The organism is Cellulomonas marina (genome assembly GCF_900111925.1).
In the GTDB taxonomy this organism is placed as follows: Bacteria; Actinomycetota; Actinomycetes; order Actinomycetales; family Cellulomonadaceae; genus Cellulomonas; species Cellulomonas marina.
This window is the reverse complement of sequence record NZ_FOKA01000005.1, coordinates 1-18,170: the sequence shown is the minus strand read 5'-3', so window position 1 is coordinate 18,170 and position 18,170 is coordinate 1. Positions and strand designations below refer to the sequence as shown.

The 18,170-nt window shown below is 75.4% G+C and carries 14 protein-coding genes and 1 pseudogene; 9 read left to right on the top strand and 6 right to left on the bottom strand.

Features of this window, described 5'->3' with window-relative positions; all coding sequences use genetic code 11:
- Positions 1-27: 27 nt before the first annotated feature.
- On the bottom strand, positions 28-1,050 hold the full coding sequence (locus BM048_RS06655) for a 3-oxoacyl-ACP synthase III (RefSeq protein ID WP_090031723.1): 1,023 nt from the start codon (positions 1,048-1,050) through the stop codon (positions 28-30).
- A 165-nt stretch (positions 1,051-1,215) separates the two neighbouring features.
- Between BM048_RS06655 and mshD the strand changes: the two are divergent.
- From mshD to BM048_RS06645, 3 genes and pseudogenes are all read left to right on the top strand, one after another.
- Positions 1,216-2,109: pseudogene (gene mshD, locus BM048_RS18695) on the top strand (mycothiol synthase); the annotation flags it as partial.
- A 171-nt stretch (positions 2,110-2,280) separates the two neighbouring features.
- On the top strand, positions 2,281-4,548 hold the full coding sequence (locus BM048_RS06650; RefSeq protein WP_239078935.1) for an RNA degradosome polyphosphate kinase: 2,268 nt from the start codon (positions 2,281-2,283) through the stop codon (positions 4,546-4,548).
- On the top strand, positions 4,545-5,534 hold the full coding sequence (locus BM048_RS06645; RefSeq protein ID WP_090031719.1) for an NUDIX hydrolase: 990 nt from the start codon (positions 4,545-4,547) through the stop codon (positions 5,532-5,534). Before BM048_RS06650 ends, BM048_RS06645 begins: the two co-directional genes overlap by 4 nt.
- 60 nt (positions 5,535-5,594) lie before the next feature.
- Here BM048_RS06645 and BM048_RS06640 read toward each other — a convergent pair whose 3' ends face one another.
- The 3 genes from BM048_RS06640 to BM048_RS06630 form a co-directional block, all read right to left on the bottom strand.
- Positions 5,595-6,599, bottom strand: coding sequence for an inorganic phosphate transporter (locus tag BM048_RS06640; protein WP_090031718.1), 1,005 nt, complete (start codon positions 6,597-6,599; stop codon positions 5,595-5,597).
- A gap of 6 nt (positions 6,600-6,605) precedes the next feature.
- Complete coding sequence (locus BM048_RS06635; RefSeq protein WP_090031716.1) at positions 6,606-7,226, bottom strand: DUF47 domain-containing protein; 621 nt, start codon at positions 7,224-7,226, stop codon at positions 6,606-6,608.
- A gap of 244 nt (positions 7,227-7,470) precedes the next feature.
- Positions 7,471-8,127 carry a hypothetical protein gene (locus BM048_RS06630; protein WP_090031714.1) on the bottom strand — a complete coding sequence of 219 codons (657 nt, stop codon included), beginning with the start codon at positions 8,125-8,127 and terminating at the stop codon, positions 7,471-7,473.
- 173 nt (positions 8,128-8,300) lie between these two features.
- Between BM048_RS06630 and BM048_RS06625 the strand changes: the two genes are divergently transcribed.
- Entirely contained in the window at positions 8,301-9,758 is a 1,458-nt protein-coding gene (locus BM048_RS06625; RefSeq protein ID WP_090031713.1) for a sugar porter family MFS transporter, read from the top strand.
- Between the two features lie 78 nt (positions 9,759-9,836).
- On the opposite strand, the gene msrB is transcribed toward BM048_RS06625, so the two are convergent.
- The gene (gene msrB, locus BM048_RS06620; protein ID WP_090031711.1) at positions 9,837-10,271 is read right to left on the bottom strand and encodes a peptide-methionine (R)-S-oxide reductase MsrB; all 435 of its coding nucleotides are present in this window, start codon (positions 10,269-10,271) and stop codon (positions 9,837-9,839) included.
- 284 nt (positions 10,272-10,555) lie between these two features.
- On the opposite strand from msrB, the gene BM048_RS06615 reads away from it, so the two are divergent.
- Positions 10,556-14,062 (top strand): EAL domain-containing protein, encoded by a 3,507-nt coding sequence (locus BM048_RS06615; protein ID WP_175499360.1) that lies wholly within the window; start codon positions 10,556-10,558, stop codon positions 14,060-14,062.
- 160 nt (positions 14,063-14,222) lie between these two features.
- Here the strand turns inward: BM048_RS06615 and BM048_RS06610 are convergent, their stop codons facing one another.
- A complete protein-coding gene (locus BM048_RS06610) occupies positions 14,223-14,921 on the bottom strand; it encodes a PilZ domain-containing protein (protein ID WP_239078936.1) in 699 nt (232 codons plus the stop codon).
- A 217-nt stretch (positions 14,922-15,138) separates the two neighbouring features.
- On the opposite strand from BM048_RS06610, the gene BM048_RS06605 reads away from it, so the two are divergent.
- The 4 genes from BM048_RS06605 to BM048_RS06590 are packed head-to-tail and all read left to right on the top strand — an operon-like array spanning position 15,139 to position 17,957.
- On the top strand, positions 15,139-16,353 hold the full coding sequence (locus tag BM048_RS06605; protein ID WP_090031706.1) for an LLM class flavin-dependent oxidoreductase: 1,215 nt from the start codon (positions 15,139-15,141) through the stop codon (positions 16,351-16,353).
- Entirely contained in the window at positions 16,353-17,078 is a 726-nt protein-coding gene (locus BM048_RS06600; protein WP_090031705.1) for an FMN reductase, read from the top strand. Before BM048_RS06605 ends, BM048_RS06600 begins: the two co-directional genes overlap by 1 nt.
- Positions 17,075-17,539 (top strand): DoxX family protein, encoded by a 465-nt coding sequence (locus BM048_RS06595; RefSeq protein ID WP_239078934.1) that lies wholly within the window; start codon positions 17,075-17,077, stop codon positions 17,537-17,539. Before BM048_RS06600 ends, BM048_RS06595 begins: the two co-directional genes overlap by 4 nt.
- Positions 17,526-17,957, top strand: a complete 432-nt coding sequence (locus tag BM048_RS06590; RefSeq protein ID WP_090031703.1) for a TraR/DksA family transcriptional regulator — start codon at positions 17,526-17,528, stop codon at positions 17,955-17,957. The genes BM048_RS06595 and BM048_RS06590 overlap by 14 nt, the downstream gene beginning before the upstream one ends.
- The last annotated feature ends 213 nt before the right edge of the window (positions 17,958-18,170 follow it).

The following is an 18,170-nucleotide window of genomic DNA, read 5'->3' as shown; positions in this document are numbered from 1 at the left end:
CGCGGGGGACCCCGGTGGGCACGCCACTCACCAGGCGAGCTCCATCATCGCGGTGTTGAGGCCCGAGCCGACGCCCATCAGCAGGACGCGGTCCCCGGCGCGCAGGGACTGCTGCTCCTCGGCCAGCGTGATGGGGATCGACGCCGGGCCGACGTTGCCGTAGCGCGGGTACGTCGTCGGCACGCGGCGCCGGTCGAGACCGGCGGCCTTGACCACCGCGGCCGTGTGCGCCTTGGAGACCTGGTGCGTCACGTAGCGGTCCATCGCCGACCAGTCCCACTCGTCGGACGCCTCGCGCCAGGCGCTCATGACGAGGTCGAGCCCGCCCTTGAGCAGCATCCGCGCGTCCGTGAACATGCCGTCGACGCTGCCGACGCACAGGTCGTAGTACTGCGTCGCCGCCCGCGTCACCCCGCCGAGCAGCCGGTGCCCGCCCGGGTTCTCGTCCGTGCGCCCGAGCACCGCCGCCGCCGAGCCCGAGCCCAGCGTGAGGCTGGCGAACTCGCTCATGAAGGCGTCGCGGTCGGACTCGGCCCGCAGGAGGCGCTCGACCGTGTTGACCTGGATGTCGTCCGCGTCCTCGCCCGCGAGCACGATCGCGTAGCGGACCTGCCCGGACTCGATCATCCCGGCGGCCAGGCTCATGCCGTTGACGAACCCGAGGCACGCGTTGGCCACGTCGAAGTTGATCGCCGACGTCGGCAGGTCCAGACCGTGGTGCAGCCGGACGGCCACCGACGGCTCGAGGTGCTTGCGCGTGACCGACGTGTTGATGAGCAGGCCGATGTCGGCCGGGTTCACGCCCGCCTCGTACAGCGCGGCCTTGCCTGCCGCGACCGTCGCCTCGTCCGACCCCTCGCCCGGGGCCCAGTTGCGGCGCTCGAGGACGCCGGCGACCCGCTGCAGGACGGTGCGCGGCAGCCGCAGGCGGTCCAGCGCGGGGGCCAGCCGGTCCTGCAGCTCGGCCGACGTCGTCACGCGCGACGGGATCGTGCTCGTCACCGACAGGAGGGACACGTTCCGGAACCGGGTGGTCGCGTTTCCGGGCACGTGGTCTCCATCAGGGCGTCGTCGTGGGTCTGCGTGGTGCTCTGCGTCGTCGGTCCGAGTCGTCGTCCCCCGTGGTGGCGGCCGCCGGCTCGGGGCGGTCGGGGTCACCCGAGGATACGGAGCCTGCCTGGGGCCAGCGACCGGAGCCGTCGGTGGTGTGCTGTGATGTGGGGCGTGATCACCGTGGAGACGGTCCGCCCGGGGCAGGACGGGGCCGTCCACCGCGGTGCCGTCCGGGCCCTCGCGCGCCGAGCGGAGCGCGTCGACGGCGTCGAGCCGCTGTCGGAGCAGACGCTCCTGCAGGTCGGCCGCCCCGAGGTCGTCCACCTCGTCGCGCGCGACCGCCGGCGGTACGTGGGGTACGCCCAGCTCGTGCCCGACGACGAGGGCCTGCCCACGGTGGAGCTCGTCGTGGACCCGGCCGCCCGGGACCAGGGCACGGGCGCGCTGCTGCTGGACCGCGTCAGGGCGCTGGCGCCCGGCGGCTTCCAGGTGTGGGCGCACGGGGACCTGCCCGCCGCCCGGGCGCTCGTCGAGGACCTGGGCCTCGAGCCCGCCCGCTCGCTGTGGCGGATGGCGCTTGACCTCACCGCCGCGGCCCGCGACGGCCTCGTCCCCGAGCCGCGGCCGCTGCCGGACGGGCTCGCGCTGCGGCCCTTCGTGCCCGGGCGCGACGAGGCGGCGTGGCTCGCGCTCAACGCCCGCGCCTTCTCCTGGCACCCGGAGCAGGGCCGGCTGACGCGGCGCGACCTCGAGGACCGCGCGGCGCAGCCCTGGTTCGACCCCGCCGACCTCTGGCTCGTCGAGCGCACGGGGGCGGCCGACGGGACCGGTGCGCCCGACGGCTCGGGCACCACCGACGGGACGGGCGCGCTCGTCGCCTCCTGCTGGCTGAAGGTCGACCCGCCGGACGGCGACACCGGCGAGCTGTACGTCCTGGCCGTCGACCCCGACGCGCAGGGGCAGGGCCTCGGCGGGCTCCTCACCGAGCGGGTCGTCGCCGACCTGGCGGGGCGGGGCCTGCGGCGGGCGGTGCTGTACACGGAGTCCGACAACGCGGCCGCGGTGCGCGCCTACCGCCGCGCGGGCTTCGAGCGGGAGCGCGCCGACGTCCTGTACGGCCCGCCGGCGGACGGGGACGGCGCCGCCGCGACCCGTGCACCGGTGCGTGAACACCGGGCGAACGGGCGGCGGACGCGCACGTCACCGACGGGTGCCACCATGGGCCCCATGACCGATGCGCCCGTCCTCGACGAGTCCCTGGCCGCGCACATCGCCGAGCACATCGCCGCGACGCCGCCGCGCCGCGACGAGGTGCCGCGGGTGCCCGTCGTCCCCGCCGAGGAGCTGCCGCCGCTGCCGGAGGACCGCTTCCTCGACCGCGAGGTCTCGTGGCTGGCCTTCAACGAGCGGGTGCTCGAGCTCGCGGAGGACCCCGGGCTGCCGCTGCTGGAGCGCGTGCGGTTCCTGGCGATCTTCGCCTCGAACCTCGACGAGTTCTTCATGGTCCGGGTGGCCGGGCTCAAGCGCCGCATCGCCACCGGCCTGGCGGTCACCGCGGCGTCCGGCCTGTCGCCCCGGCAGGTCCTGGAGGCCATCTCCGAGCGGGCGCACGAGCTGCAGGCCCGGCACGCGGCCGTCTTCGCCGAGCAGGTGCAGCCCGCCCTGGCGGGCGAGGGCATCACGCTCGTGCGCTGGGAGGACCTCGGCGAGAGCGAGCAGGAGCGCCTGCGCAAGTACTTCCGCCGGCAGATCTTCCCCGTGCTCACCCCGCTCGCGGTGGACCCGGCGCACCCGTTCCCGTACATCTCGGGGCTCTCGCTCAACCTCGCCGTGCTCGTCGTGAACCCCTCGACGGGCAAGGAGCACTTCGCGCGCGTGAAGGTCCCGCCGCTGCTCCCGCGCTTCATCGCGGTCGACGCGGCCGGGCGGCCGGGCGTGCCGACGGGCCGCGGCGGCGCCGAGGGCGAGCCCATGTCCTTCGTGCCGGTCGAGGACGTCATCGCCCAGCACCTCGACCAGCTCTTCCCCGGCATGACGGTGCAGGAGCACCACACGTTCCGCGTCACGCGCAACGAGGACGTGGAGGTGGAGGAGGACGACGCCGAGAACCTCCTGCAGGCCATGGAGAAGGAGCTCCTGCGCCGCCGCTTCGGGCCGCCCGTGCGCCTGGAGATCGCGGAGTCCATCACGCCGCGCATCCGCCGGCTGCTCACGCGCGAGCTGGGCATGGCCGAGGACGAGGTGTACGAGCTGCCGGCCCCGCTGGACCTCACGGGCCTCAACCTCGTCGCCGACCTCGACCGGCCCGCGCTGTCCTACCCCCGCTTCGTGCCGACGACGCCGCGCCAGCTCGCCGAGGTGGAGTCCGCGACGCCGACGGACGTCTTCGCCGCCATCCGCCGTCGTGACGTGCTGCTCCACCACCCGTACGACTCGTTCTCCACCTCGGTGCAGACGTTCCTGCAGCAGGCCGCCGCGGACCCGCACGTGCTGGCCATCAAGCAGACGCTGTACCGCACGTCCGGCGACTCCCCCATCGTCGACGCGCTCATCGACGCGGCCGAGGCCGGCAAGCAGGTCCTCGCGCTGGTGGAGATCAAGGCCCGGTTCGACGAGCAGAACAACATCGAGTGGGCGCGCAAGCTCGAGCAGGCCGGCGTCCACGTCGTGTACGGCATCGTCGGCCTCAAGACGCACTGCAAGCTGTCCCTCGTCGTGCGCCAGGAGGCCGACGGGCTGCGGCGGTACTGCCACATCGGCACGGGCAACTACAACCCGAAGACGGCCCGGCTCTACACCGACATCGGCCTGCTCACCTGCGACAACGACATCGGCCAGGACCTGACGCGGCTGTTCAACCAGCTCTCGGGGTACGCGCCCAAGTCACGGTTCCACCGGCTGCTCGTCGCCCCGCGCTCCGTGCGCAGCGGGCTCGTGGCGCGCATCGACCGCGAGGCGGCGGCGGCGCGGGCGGGGCACGACGCGTGGATCAGGATCAAGGTCAACTCGATGGTCGACGAGGCCGTCATCGACGCGCTGTACCGCGCGTCGCAGGCGGGCGTGCGCGTAGACCTCGTCGTCCGCGGGATCTGCGCGCTGCAGCCGGGACGGGAGGGGCTCTCGGAGAACATCCGGGTGCGGTCCATCCTCGGCCGGTTCCTCGAGCACTCGCGGATCTTCGCCTTCGCGCACGCCGACCCGGCGGCCGAGGACGGGTTCAAGGGCCCCGAGGTGTACATCGGGTCCGCCGACCTCATGCACCGCAACCTCGACCGGCGCGTGGAGACGCTCGTCCGGGTGACCGACACCGAGCACGTGAGCACGTTGATCGAGCTCGTCGACATGAGCCTCGACCCGGCCGTCTCGTCCTGGCACCTCGCCGCGGACGGGCAGTGGACGCGCCGCCACGTCGGGCCCGAGGGCGAGCCCCTGGTCGACCAGCAGACCACGCTCATCGCCCGCCACCGCCAGCGCCGCCGGATCTCCTCGACGTGAGCGGCCGCCGCGCCCCGGACGTCGTGGCGGCCGGGGCGCTGGTGTGGCGCGAACGCCGGACCCGCGGCGACGCGCCGGCGGACCACCGCGTCGAGCTGCTGCTCGTGCACCGCCCGCGCTACGACGACTGGTCGTGGCCGAAGGGCAAGCTCGAGCCCGGGGAGGCGCTGCCCGTCACCGCCCGCCGTGAGGTCGCCGAGGAGGGCGGCGTCGAGGTCGTGCTGGGGCAGCCGCTGCCCACGCTCACGTACCGCCTCGCGGACGGCCGCCTCAAGCAGGTCCACTACTGGGCGGGGCGTCCCGCGGCGCCGACCACGCCCGCCGTCGTCGCCCGCGAGCCGGTGGCGCCGGCGGAGCCGACGGAGATCGACCGCACCCGCTGGTTCCGGGCCGACGAGGCCCGCCGCCGCCTCACCCGTGCCGCGGACCGCGAACCCCTCGACGCGCTGCTGCACGCCCTCGAGCGGGGCCGGCTCGCGACCCACGCGGTGGTCGTCGCGCGCCACGGCCGGGCGCGCAAGCGCGCGAGCTGGGACGGCACCGAGGGCGACCGGCCGCTGACCGACAGCGGCCGGCGGCAGGCGCGGGCCCTCGTGCCGCTGCTCGCCGCCTACGGCACCGAGCGCGTCGTGACGAGCGAGTGGGACCGGTGCTGGAGCACGGTGACGCCCTACGCACGCGCCGCCCACGTGCCCGTCGTCGTGGAGCCGGTGCTCACGGAGTCGGCGCACGAGAGCTCGCCCGCCCGCGTCGCGGGGCTCGTGCAGGGGCTGCTCGCCGAGCCCGTGCCGGCGGTGCTGTGCACGCACCGGCCCGTGCTGCCGACCGTGGTCGACGTCCTCGCCCAGCACACCCGCCGCGCCGTCGCCGCGTGGCTGCCGGCCTCCGACCCGTTCCTGCGGCCGGGCGAGCTCCTCGTCGTGCACGTGGCGGCCACCGCGAAGGGGCCGCGCGTCGTCGCCGCGGAGCGCTGGCCGACGGCGTGAGGGCCGGGCTCCGCCCGACGCCTCGGCCGAGCCGCCCGAGCCGGCTCGGGCCGGGCCTGGTCAGCCCAGGAGCGCGTGCAGAGCGACGAAGGCGCCGGCCCCGACGAGCGCCGCGGCGGGGATGGTGAGCACCCACGCCGCCGCGATGCTCTTCGCGACGCCCCAGCGCACCGCCGACAGCCGCCGCGTCGCGCCGACGCCCATGATCGCCGAGGTGATCGTGTGCGTCGTCGAGACCGGCGCGTGCAGCCAGTACGCGTTCGTGTAGAGCACGGCGGCCGAGACGGTCTCGGCGACGAACCCGCGGGCGGGGTCGAGCTCGATGATCTTGCGGCCGAGCGTGCGCATGATCCGCCACCCGCCGGAGTACGTGCCGAGCGAGATGGCCGTGGCCGCCGCGAGCTTGACCCACAGCGGGATGCCGCCGCCCGCGGTGTGGAACCCGCCGGCGACGAGCGCGAGCACGATGACGCCCATCGTCTTCTGCGCGTCCTGCAGGCCGTGCCCGAGCGCCATGGCCGCGGCGGAGACGGTCTGCACCAGCCGGAACCGGCGCATCGTCCGCGTCGGCGGCCGGTTCCGCACGAGCCACAGCACGCCGACCATGACGGCGAAGGCGAGCCCGAACCCGACCAGCGGCGACAGGACCATCGGCAGGACGACCTTGTCGAGGATGGCGTCCCAGTGCACCGTCACGCCCGCGGCGAGCCCCGTGCCCGTCAGCCCGCCGATGAGCGCGTGCGTCGAGGACGAGGGCAGCCCGAACCACCACGTGACGAGGTTCCACACGATGGCCCCGACCAGCGCGGACAGCACGACGACGAGGCCCGTGTGCTGCGCCACGTCGGCCACGGTGATGATGTCCTCGGCGATCGTCGTCGCCACCTCGGTGCCGAGCAGCGCGCCCAGCAGGTTGAAGAACGCCGCCATGATGAGCGCGGCCCGGGGCGTCAGGGCCCGGGTCGACACGGACGTGGCGATGGCGTTCGCCGCGTCGTGGAAGCCGTTGGTGTAGTCGAAGCCGAGGGCGACCACGACGACGACGATGACGAGCGCGAGCTCCACGGGGGCTCAGGACTCCTTGAGCGCGATGGTCTCGACGGTGTTGGCCACGCGCTCGAAGGCGTCGGCCGCGTCCTCGAGCTTCTCGACGATCTCCTTGAGCTTGAGCAGCTCGATGGGATCCGTCACCTCGTCGAAGAGCTGCGCGACGAGCTTGCGGTAGGTCTTGTCGGCCTGGTTCTCCAGGCGGTTGACCTCGATCCAGTACTCGCTGAGGGAGTCCATGGAGCGCAGGCGCGGCATGGCCGCCGCCGTCAGCTCGGCCGCCCGCTGCAGCACCGCCACCTGGTCGGAGACCCGGGCGGGCAGCGCGTCGACCTTGTAGAGCACGACGAGGTCCGCCGCCTCGTCCATGAGGTCCATGCAGTCGTCGAGGCGCGACGCGAGGTCGTAGATGTCGTCCCGGTCGAACGGCGTGACGAACGTCTGGTTGAGGCGACGCATGATGCTGTGCGTCGCCTCGTCCGCGGCGTGCTCCGCCTCCGACATCCGCTGGACGACGGCCTTGCGCTGCGCGCGGTGCGCGCCCAGCAGCTCACCGAGGAGGCCGGCGCCGGTGACCAGGTGCTCCGCCTGGGCGGCGAAGAGGTCGAAGTACGAGGTGTCGCGCGGGGTGAGGCGCAGGCGCACGGGAGTCTCCGTCAGGACGGGGGTGGACGCGATCAGGCTAGGACAGACCTGGACGTTTCCCTAACGGCCGGTGACGTGACGGTGAACGCGCGGTGACGCGGCCGTGGCCGGCGCACGACGGGCTGGCCAGGACGAACCGGTGGGGTGGCGCCGGACCGGGAGCGCCTCTCGGCGCGAGGCCGCTCGGAGCGGCTGGTGTTGGAGCCCGGGGCTACCGCGGTCCGACGCCTCCGCCAGACTAGCGTCAGTCGAGCGCGCCGGCCCGCCACAGCCCCGCGGCCGCGGTGAGCTCCTCCGCGGTCCGGCCGAGGGCCGCGGAGCCGCGGGTGAGGCGCCCGGCCCCCGAGGGGTCGACGAGGTCGAGGTGGTCGGCGTCGAGGGCCCCGCCCGTGGCCAGGACCCGGCAGAAGGCGGCGGCGCGCTCGAGGGCCACGGCGAGGTCGCCCGCGTACACGCCCGAGAGGACCGCGTCGGCCGTGGCGCGCACGTCCTCGGGTCCCGGCGGCAGCGCGACGCCGGCCACGGCGCCCTGCACGGGGGCGTGCTCGACGCCCTGCCGGTACCGGTCGGCCACCGTCACGGGGTCACGCCGCACCCACTCCCGCAGGACGTAGAGCCGCCACAGCGCGCCCGGCAGGCTCGAGGGCGGGCTGTCCGACCAGAGCGTGGCGACGAGCTCGAGCCCCTCGCGCTCCACCAGCCCGACGAGCCGGGCCAGCACCGCGGGGTCGTCGCCGCCGGCCCGGCCGTCGCGGACCAGCGCCGCGGCCGTCGTGTGCGCGAGCTCGGCGCGCTGCGCGGGGTCCAGCCCCCCGGGCAGGGCGTCGGCGGTCGCCTGGTCGAGGCTGGCGGGCCGGCGGGGGCGCGGGCGCCCGGCGGAGCCGGAGGAGGAGACGTCCATCCCGCCGATGATGCACCTCCACCCGACGTGCGGCCTCCCACCAGCAGGTCCACAGTGGGAGCCCTCGGCCACCCCCGGCCCGCCGACGTCCCCACCCCCGCGTGCGTCGCCTGCCCGCCGGGGGACGCGGCAGCAGGAGCCGCGCCGGCCCGCACGAACGAGGAGAACCACGCATGGCCCAGACGTCCGCCCGGGGCGGCGCAGCACCCGCCACCTCCGGGTCCCACCAGGGCAAGGCGGTGGCCCTCGCGGTCGCCGCGGCCGTCGGCGGGTTCCTCTTCGGCTTCGACTCCTCCGTCATCAACGGCGCCGTCGCGGCGGTGGAGGAGCGCTTCTCGCTGTCGGCGTTCGTCACGGGCTTCGTCGTGGCGGTCGCGCTGCTCGGGTCGGCGCTCGGCGCGTGGCTCGGCGGACGCCTGGCCGACCGGTTCGGCCGGACCAACGTCATGGTCCTCGGCGCCGTGGTGTTCCTCGTGTCCTCGGTGCTGTCCGCCGCCGCCTTCTCCGCCTGGGACCTCGCGCTGTGGCGGTTCCTGTGCGGCATCGGCATCGGCATCGCGTCGGTCATCGCGCCGGCGTACATCGCCGAGATCGCGCCGGCGCGCCTGTGCGGCCGCCTCGGCTCGCTGCAGCAGCTCGCCATCACGCTCGGCATCTTCGCGGCCCTGCTGTCCAACCAGCTCCTGCGCGACGCCGCCGGCGGGGCGTCGGAGCCCCTCTGGTTCGGCTGGCCGGCCTGGCGGTGGATGTTCCTCGTCGCCGCGGTGCCCGCCGTCGTGTACGGCGTGCTGGCCCTGGCGATCCCCGAGTCGCCGCGCTACCTCGTCGCCCGCGGCAAGGTGGACGACGCCCGCCGCGTCCTGGCCGACGTGCTCCCGGCCGACGAGGACGTCGACGCCCGTGTCCGCCAGATCAAGGACACCATCGACGAGGACGCCCGCAACGCCGAGGGCGCGTCGCTGCGCGACCCGGGCGGCAAGGTCCTGCCGATCGTGTGGATCGGGATCCTGCTGTCGGTGTTCCAGCAGTTCGTCGGGATCAACGTCATCTTCTACTACTCCACGACGCTGTGGCAGGCCGTCGGGTTCGACGAGAGCCAGTCCTTCCTCACCTCGACGATCACGTCGGTCACCAACGTGGTGGTCACCTTCATCGCCATCGCGCTGGTGGACAAGGTCGGGCGTCGGCCGATCCTGCTGGCGGGGTCGCTCGGGATGGCGCTGTCGCTGGGCGCGATGGCCGTGGCGTTCACGCAGGCGTCGGGCAGCGGCGAGGACATCAGCCTGCCGGGGCCGTGGGGCGTCGTGGCGATCGTCGGCGCCAACGCGTTCGTCGTCTTCTTCGGCGCCTCGTGGGGCCCGCTGGTCTGGGTGCTCCTGGGCGAGATGTTCCCCAACCGCATCCGCGCCGCCGCCCTCGGCCTGGCCGCGGCGGCCCAGTGGATCGCCAACTTCGTCATCACGGTGACGTTCCCGCCGCTGCTGGACACCTTCGGCGCGGCGGTGCCCTACTTCCTCTACACCGCGTTCGCGGCGCTGTCCTTCGTGTTCGTGCTCAGCAAGGTGCCCGAGACGAAGGGCGTCGAGCTCGAGGACATGCACGGCGACGCCTTCCGGCGCACGGCGCGCTGAGAGCCCTCCCCCGACGACGACGGGGCCCGTGCCGGTCCTTCGGCACGGGCCCCGTCCGCGTCCCCGACGCGCTGGCGCTCAGCTCGCGTCGAACGTGAGGCTCACCGAGTTCATGCAGTAGCGGTCCCCCGTCGGCGTCTGCGGCGCGTCGTCGAACACGTGCCCCAGGTGGGACCCGCACCGGGCGCAGAGCACCTCCGTGCGCACCATGCCGTGGCTGCGGTCCTCGAGGAGCCGCACCCGGTCCTCCGCCAGCGGGCTGAAGAAGCTCGGCCACCCGCAGTGGCTGTCGAACTTCGTCCCCGAGCGGAAGAGCTCGTTGCCGCACGCGCGGCACCGGTAGACGCCCTCGCGCGACTCGTCGAGCAGCTCCCCCGTCCACGGCCGCTCGGTGGCGGCGCGCCGCAGGACGGCGAACTCCTGGGGGTCGAGCACCGCGCGCCACTCGTCGTCGGTGCGCGTCACCTCGTAGGTCGTGCGTCCGGCGGTGGTGCCGTCGGGCTGGTCGGTCATCGTCGTCCCCTCTCGCCGGTGGGCGTCCGGCTCGTCGTCCCGTGGTCACAACACCGCGGCGCGGCGCGGTCATCCGTGGGGGCACCGCCCGGGCGGGGCGGCACGGGCCGCCACCTGCCCCGTCCGGGTGATCCGTCCCGAGGATCGTCACACCCACCCGTCACGCGCGCCCGGTACCGGCCGATGGTCACCGGTGACGCCTCGCCGTGCAGGCCCACCACCGCACCACCCCCGCCGTCCCGATGCCCCGCCACCCGATACCCCGACACCCGGACGGAGGACCCGTGCCCGACGACGCCGTCCTCGTGCTCACCCCGGTGACGGGGGGCTTCTACTTCGGCGACGTCGTCGCGGGCATGCACCGGGAGGCCGTGCGGGCGGGGCTGCGTCTCGTCGTGCAGCAGACGTACGACGCCGGGACGCGGGCGACCGCGCCGGGCGACGCGCCGACGACCGCCACCCCGCTGGCCTGGGACCAGGTGGCGGGCGCGGTGACGGTGTCGACCGCGGTCGACCGCGGCGTCGTCGAGCGGCTCCGGCGGCACGGGCTGCCGGTGGTGTCCGCGTCGGAGGACGTCGTGCTGCCCCGCGTCCCGCCCGGCGGCGACCTCGCCTCGGCCGGTCTCGCGTCCGCGAGCCCCGACAACGCGGCCGGCACCCGCGCCGCCGTCCGGCACCTCGCCGAGCACGGGCACACGCGCATCGGCTTCGTGGGGAACCTGGGCCAGGCGGACATGCGCGAGCGGTACGCGGGGTACCACGAGGCGATGCTGGAGCTGGGCCTCGCGCCCGACCCCGCCCACTTCCTCGCCACGGCGGACCACGGCGAGGCCAGCGGCGAGCACGCGGCCGCCGGCCTCGCGCTGCTCGACGAGCCGCCCACCGCGGTCGTGTGCGCGACCGACCGCAACGCCCTCGGGGTCGTCGCGGGCCTGGCGCGGGTGGGGCTGCGCGTGCCGCAGGACGTCGCGGTCGTCGGGTTCGACGGCATCGAGGCCGCCGCCTACTGCGTGCCCGCGCTGACGACCGTCGACCAGCCCTTCCACGCGACCGGCGCGTACGCGATGCGCCTCCTGCGCGCGCTCCGCGAGGGCCGGGACCCGGACGGGGAGCCGCGGCACCCCGTCGCCCTGGTGCGGCGCTCGTCGTGCGGGTGCCCGGGCGAGGCGGTCGCGGTGCGCGAGGACGTCGTGCGCCACGACGGGGCCGACGACCCCGTGGGGGTGCTGCGGCACGGCCTCGCCGCGGCCCTCGAGCACGCCGACGGCCCGGCGGGGCCCGAGCAGGCCGTGGAGGACGCGCTGCGGGAGGTCGCGGCGGTCGTCGAGGAGGCCCTGCGCACCGGCACCACCCCCGCGCCAGCGCGCATGGCCGCCGCGCTGCGGTCCGTCACGGACGCGCGCCTGCTGCCCGGTGGCACGGACCGCGCCGTCGGCGCGCTGACCGCGCATCTGACCCTCCTCGCCGAGGCCGACGAGGCAGCCCGCGCCGAGGCAGCCCCCACCGAGCCAGCCCGCACCGAGGCAGCCCCCGACGAGGCCGCGCGCCAGGTGCTGCGCGCCATGCTGCGACGCATGCCCGCCGTGCTCAGCCACGTCCACGCGGGCCAGTACCTGCGGCGGGCGCACGGCGCCGAGGCCGCCCTCGTCGAGCAGCACGACGTGGGCGTCGCGCTGCTCGGGCACGGGGCCGGCGACCCCCGCTGGCTCACCTGGATGTCCCGCACGGGCGTGCGCGCCGGGGTGCTGGCCCTGTGGCGCGGCGACCGCCTCGTCGTCGAGGGCGTCTACGACCCGCACCGGACGCTGCGCGTCGTCGCCGGGGACGCGAGCACGGCCGCGTGCTTCCCGTCGTCCGACGTGCTCGCGGCGGCACGTCCCGAGCAGGGCGAGGCGGTCTACGTCGTGCCGGTGCGCGCCCGCGGGCGCGACTGGGGCGTCCTGGCGGTCGTCGGGTCCGTCGACGACAACCTGCGCCGCGAGAGCTACAACCAGTGGGCGGCGCTGCTGTGCGCGTCGTTCGAGCAGGAGGACCTCGCGCGGTCGCTGCGGTCGAGCGAGGAGCGCTACGCGCTGCTGGCCTCGGCGATGAACGAGGGGCTGTGGGACTGGGACCTCGAGGGCGGGGACATCAACCTGTCCGCGCGGTGCGTGGCGCTGCTCGGCCTCGAGCACGTGCCGGAGCCCGAGCGCGGCGCGCAGTGGGCGCGCGGGGTGCACCCGGACGACCTCGACGGGCTCCTGGCCGACCTGCGACGCACGGCACGGACGGGCACGACCCTGCAGGAGCGCGAGTTCCGCTACCGCGGGCCTTCGGACGTCACCTGGCGGTGGCTGCTCAGCCGGGCGATGCCCCTGGGCGCGCACCCGGCCGGGACGGGGTCGCCGCGACTGCTCGGCTCGCTGTCGGACCACACCCACCGCAAGGGCCTCGAGGAGGAGCTGCGACGCCACGCCTCGGTCGACCCCATCACGGGGCTGGCCAACCGGCGCGCGTTCCTCGAGCGGCTGACCACGTCGGTGCGGCGGGCGACGGCCGGGACGCCGTTCGCAGTGCTCTTCCTCGACCTCGACCGGTTCAAGGTCATCAACGACTCGCTCGGCCACCAGACCGGTGACCGCCTCCTGCGCGCCGTCAGCGACCGGCTGCGCGAGGCCGTCCGGCCCGCCGACACCGCGGCCCGGTTCGGCGGCGACGAGTTCGCCGTCCTCCTCGACGGGCTCCCGCCGGAGCACGTGCCGGCGGTCGTGCAGCGCATCCGCGAGGCGCTGAGCCGCCCCGTCGAGGTGACCGGCCACTCCCTGTGGGTGACCGCGAGCGTCGGCATCGCCCTGTCCAGCGCGGGGTACGAGTCCGCGGAGGACGTCCTGCGGGACGCCGACACCGCCATGTACGACGCGAAGGTCCGCGAGCGCGGCTCCGTGTCGTACTTCGACTCGTCCATGCACGACGCCGCCCTGCAGCACCTGTGGCTGCAGGACCAGGTCCAGCGCGCGCTCGAGCGGCAGGAGTTCGAGGTCCACTACCAGCCGATCGTGGCGCTGGCCGGTGACGACCTCACGCGGTTCGAGGCGCTCGTGCGGTGGCGGCACCCCGAGCGCGGGCTCGTCCCGCCGGCGGAGTTCCTGCCGCTCATGGAGGAGACGGGCCTCGTCGTCGCCCTGGGCCGCTGGCTCGTCGACCGGGTCGCGCGCGACGTCGCCGGGTGGCGGCGCGCGCACGCCGGGCCGGTCACCGTGTCCGTCAACCTGTCCGACCGCGAGTTCTGGGACGCGGACCTCGTGCCGACGACGCTCGCGACGCTGACGCGGCACGGGCTCGGCCCGGAGCACCTCGCGCTGGAGATCACCGAGCGCGTCATCGCCCGTAGCCCCGAGCTCGCCGACCGGATGGTCCGGCGCTTCCGGGACGCGGGCCTGAGCCTGCACATCGACGACTTCGGCACCGGGCACTCCTCCCTGCAGACGCTGCAGCGCTACCCGGTGGACGCGCTGAAGATCGACCGCTCCTTCGTCGCCGAGCTCGCCGACGACGCGCGGTCGCAGGAGCTCGTGCGCGCGGTCGTCGCCATGGGCCGCGCCCTCGACCTCGACGTCGTCGCCGAGGGCGTGGAGACCGTCGAGCAGCTGCGCGCGCTGCGGGCGATCGGCTGCGCGAGCGCGCAGGGCTACCTGTTCTCGCGTGCCGTCCCCGCCGACGAGGCGCGCCGCCTGCTGGGCCGCCCGGTGCCGGCGCTCGTCGCCGAGGACGCGCGGCGGACGCCGCCGACGCCGGACGAGCCCGTCGCCTGACCGTCGGCGCCCGGGGGCGTCCCGGTCGCCGGACGACCACCAGGGGCGGGTCCGCGGACCGTCCAGCCGGCGGTCGCGCCGTCCGGGTCTCTCCCGCCGGTGGTTCAGGCGTCGTCCAGGCGCGTCCGGGTCCCGTCCGGGCCCGTCCGCACGGGCCCGGTCAGGAGACGCCGGCGAAGGCGGCGCGGCGGTCGCGCTGGAGGCGCGCGACGAAGGCGTGCAGCGCCTCGGCCTCGCGGTGCCCGAGGCCGACGAGCCGGCAGCCGTGGTGCTGCACGTCGCCGTGCACGCTGCTGCGCACGACCTCCAGGCGCACGGGCAGCGGCTCGGCCGCCGCGCGGCCGACGGGGCGGGCGTCCGGGATCGCGGTGACGAGCTCGTCGCCGATCGCGAGCGACCCGGGCGTGGTGATGCGCAGCCCCTCCGCCGACAGGTCGAGGAGCTGCAGCTCCATGCGCTCGGGGGCGGCGTCGGGCTCGGCGCCGCGGCGCACCACGATGGCGACGACCTGGACGTCGATGGCGACGCGGAGCGCCGCGCGCAGCTGCACGGCGGACAGGAGCCCCACCTCGACGAGGCGCACCTCCCCACCGCCGTGCTCGCCCGCCACGACCTCGGCGACGACGCCGCCGTAGACGCAGATGCCGCGCGCGTCGTCCTGGACGCGCAGGCGGACCGGCGTGCCGGGCACGAGGGCCGTCTCGTCCCGGACGGCGGCGAGCCCCTGGGCCGTGACCGCGAGCCGCGCAGGTCCCGTCGCCGGAGCACGCTCGACGCCGACGCGGGCGGACCCGTCGCCGAGCGCGAGCACCGTGCCGCCCGTGGTGGCGGCGCCCGCGAGCACCACGCAGGGTCGCATCTCGTGCACGTCCCGTCCCCTCGCCGGCTCCCCGGCCCGTCCGGGCCCGGTCGCGTGTCCTGGGACCCGTCACCCGGTCCCCGCAGACCACCATCGGCAGGTCGCGCCCGGACGGTAGCGTCGTGGTGGGTCGAGCCGACCGGAATACCCGCCGGGGGCGCACGGTTCAGGGTCCTCGTCAGCAGTACATGCAGACGCATGGATCGGGAGGCGCGAGATGCAGTTCGGGATCTTCACCGTGGGGGACGTCACGACGGACCCCACCACGGGCCGCACGCCGGACGACACGGAGCGGGTCCGGTCGATGCTCACCATCGCGAAGCACGCCGACCAGGCCGGCCTGGACGTCTTCGCCACGGGCGAGCACCACAACCCGCCGTTCGTCCCCTCGTCGCCCACGACGATGCTCGGCTACCTGGCCGGCGTCACGGAGCGCATCACGCTGTCCACCGCGACGACGCTCATCACGACGAACGACCCCGTCCGCCTGGCCGAGGAGTACGCGATGCTCCAGGTCATCAGCGACGGCCGCATGGACCTCATGCTCGGGCGCGGCAACACCGGCCCGGTGTACCCGTGGTTCGGCCAGGACATCCGGCAGGGCCTCAACCTCGCGGTCGAGAACTACGCGCTCCTGCGGCGGCTCTGGACCGAGGACGTCGTGGACTGGGAGGGGAAGTTCCGCACGCCCCTGCAGGGCTTCACCTCGACGCCCCGCCCGCTCGACGGCGTGCCGCCCTTCGTCTGGCACGGCTCCATCCGCAGCGCGGAGATCGCCGAGCAGGCCGCCTTCTACGGCGACGGCTTCTTCCACAACAACATCTTCTGGCCGATGAGCCACACCCGGCAGATGGTGCGGTTCTACCGGCAGCGCTTCGAGAAGCACGGGCACGGCCGGGCCGACCAGGCGATCGTCGGGCTCGGCGGGCAGGTCTTCGTCCGCAAGGACTCCCAGAAGGCCGTCGACGAGTTCCGCCCGTACTTCGACAACGCCCCGGTCTACGGGCACGGGCCGTCGATGGAGGACTTCACCCGCGAGACGCCGCTGACGGTCGGCAGCCCGCAGCAGGTCATCGACCGCTACGCGCGCTTCCGCGAGCAGGTCGGCGACTACCAGCGCCAGCTGTTCCTCATCGACCACGCCGGCCTGCCCCTCAAGACCGTGCTCGAGCAGATCGACCTCCTCGCCGAGGAGATCGTGCCGGTCCTGCGCCGCGAGGCCGAGGCCGCGCGGCCCGCGCACGTGCCCTCCGGGCCCCCGACCCACGCCGAGCGCGTCGCGGCCGCCCGCGCCGCCGGCGAGCTGCACGCGCAGCCGGTCGTCGGCGCCGACCGCTGGACCGGCCGCCGCGCCGAGGACGCCGACGCGTCCGGCGCCGAGGCCACCACCCCCTCCGACGACCCCCGCACCAGCGCGAAGGCGGCCTCCTGATGGCGACGACCCCGACCGGCCCGCGCGGCACGTCGACGGGTGCACCGACCGGCACGTCCCGCAGCTCGTCGCACGGCACGCTGCACGCCGTGGACGGCGCGACCCGCGTGCCCGCGCCCGAGCCGCGACGGCTCGTCGTGCTCGCGGCGGGCCTGTCCCAGCCCTCGTCGACGCGGCTGCTGGCCGACCGCCTGGCGTCGGCCACCGTCGAGGAGCTCGAGGCCCGCGGCGTGCCGGTCGAGGTCCGCACCCTCGAGGTGCGGGACCTCGCCCACGACGTCGTCAACCGCCTGCTGACGGGCTTCCCCTCGGAGGCGCTCACCGACGCCCTCGAGGCCGTCGACGGCGCGGACGCGCTCATCGCCGTGACGCCGATCTTCGCCGCGACGGCGTCCGGGCTGTTCACGTCCTTCGTCGACGTCATCGACAAGGACGCCCTGACGGGCAAGCCGGTGCTGCTCGGCGCGACGGGCGGCACCGCGCGGCACTCCCTGGCGGTGGAGCACGGCGTCCGGCCGCTGTTCACCTACCTGCGGGCGCACGTGGAGAGCACGGCGGTCTTCGCCGCGACGGACGACTGGGGCAGCGCGGAGGACGCCCTGCCGTCCCGCATCCGCCGGGCGGGTGCGGAGCTCGCGGCGACGGTCGCGGCCCGACCGCCCGTGGTGCGGGTCGACGAGTTCGACGACGTGCCCTCGTTCGAGCAGCTGCTCGGGAACGCGTGACCACCGGGGCCGCCGCGCGCCGGCACCTGCCCGCCCTCGCCCTCGCCGGGCTGCTGGGCGCGGCGGGTGTCCTGCACCTGCGGCGGCCCGCGGTGTTCGAGCCGCTCATCCCGGCCGCACTCGGCCCCGCCCGGCCGTGGGTGCTCGGGAGCGGCGTCGCCGAGCTGGCGTGCGCGGCGCTGCTCGTCCCCCCGGCAGCGCGACGGCTCGGGGGGCTCGCCTCGGCCGCCCTGCTCGTCGCCGTGCTCCCCGGGAACGCCAAGATGGCGCTCGACGCGGACGGCTCAGGTCCCTGGACCCGCGACCGCCGCGTGACGCTCCTCCGGCTCCCGCTGCAGGCGCCCCTCGTGGCCTGGGCGCTCGCGGTCGCCCGTCACGGCGCCGGGACGACGCCTCCGTCGGGCGCCCTCCTGCCGCGCCCCGCACGACGTCGCGGCGACGTGTCCGATGACCGCGCCTGATCCTGGTGACGGCGGCAGAGGCCGCAACGCCGACGCTGACGCTGACGCTCCCGGTCCCGCCGAGGCCCTGCTGCTGCTCGACGCCCGGGAGCAGGAGCTCCGCACCCGCGCCGAGCAGGCCGGTGCCGAGCTCGACGAGGTGCGCCACGCCCGCACCGCGACCACGGCGGACGACGAGCACGACCCGGAGGGCTCGACGCTCTCCCAGGACTGGTCGCGCGCCGTCGGGCTGCGTGAGGCCGCGCTCGCAGGGCTGCGCGAGGTCGAGGAGGCCCGCCGTCGGGTCGACACCGGGACGTGGGGACGGTGCGTGCGCTGCGGCGGCCCCGTCGGCGCCGGTCGGCTGCGCGCCCGGCCGACGGCCGCCCTCTGCGTGACCTGCGCCGCCCGGAGCGCCCGCGACCCGCTGCGAGGGTGACCACGAGGGTCGGGGAGCACGCTCGCTCTGCGGCGCAGCGCCGCCGCCGACCGCCACGTGGCACGGCAACGACGCCGCCCCGGCGTGATCAGAGGCGTGGTCAGAGCCGTGGTCAGAGGCGTGGTCAGAAGGGGATGGGTCCGGCCCAGGGGTCCGGGACCGGTTCGGGTGCCGGTGGCGGTGGTGGTGGCGCTGGTGGCAGGGGCAGGACCG